The organism is Richelia intracellularis HH01 (genome assembly GCF_000350105.1).
GTDB classification, from domain to species: domain Bacteria; phylum Cyanobacteriota; class Cyanobacteriia; order Cyanobacteriales; family Nostocaceae; genus Richelia; species Richelia intracellularis.
Genome location: NZ_CAIY01000017.1, coordinates 1 through 482, shown reverse-complemented (window position 1 = coordinate 482; position 482 = coordinate 1). Strand labels below are relative to the sequence as shown.

Sequence of the window (482 nt, the reverse complement as noted above, 5' to 3'; positions counted from 1 at the left end):
CGACACAGATTACCGATTCCCTCGCGAACGACAAAATACAGAGATCAACGCGTGGTCGTTATCATTGATATTCCTGAAGGAGGTAAAAGTGCTTGCTGACGGACGCGAAATAACATTCACAGAATTCGACGATTTAGACGAGGATGAAGATGAAGACGATCAAAGAAGAACTCGTCGCCAACGAAGATATGGAAGATTCTTCGGCGATGGTGATTACGAAAACCACTACCACAGACATTGGTAAAATTTAGCACGTAGTTAATCACAGAAACGCACTCTTCACGGGAGTGCGTTTTTCTTTTTAGTACCTTTAATATCATGGACAAGAAACGCATTCGGAAATACTTAAAGCGAGGACTATTCATCACTGGAACCATTTACGCAGTTGCTTGCACACTTGTGTTTATGTTTCAGGAAAAGCTGCTGTTTCATCCAGAACCAGTTCCCAAAACACAAAACTATTCATACGATCAGGAATTTAT

At 41.3% G+C, this 482-nt stretch carries 1 protein-coding gene; it reads right to left on the bottom strand.

All coding sequences use genetic code 11. The annotated features are described in order from the left end of the window. Positions 1 to 116: 116 nt before the first annotated feature. Entirely contained in the window at positions 117 to 266 is a 150-nt protein-coding gene (locus tag RINTHH_RS11135) for a hypothetical protein (protein WP_231291139.1), read from the bottom strand. Positions 267 to 482: the final 216 nt, after the last annotated feature.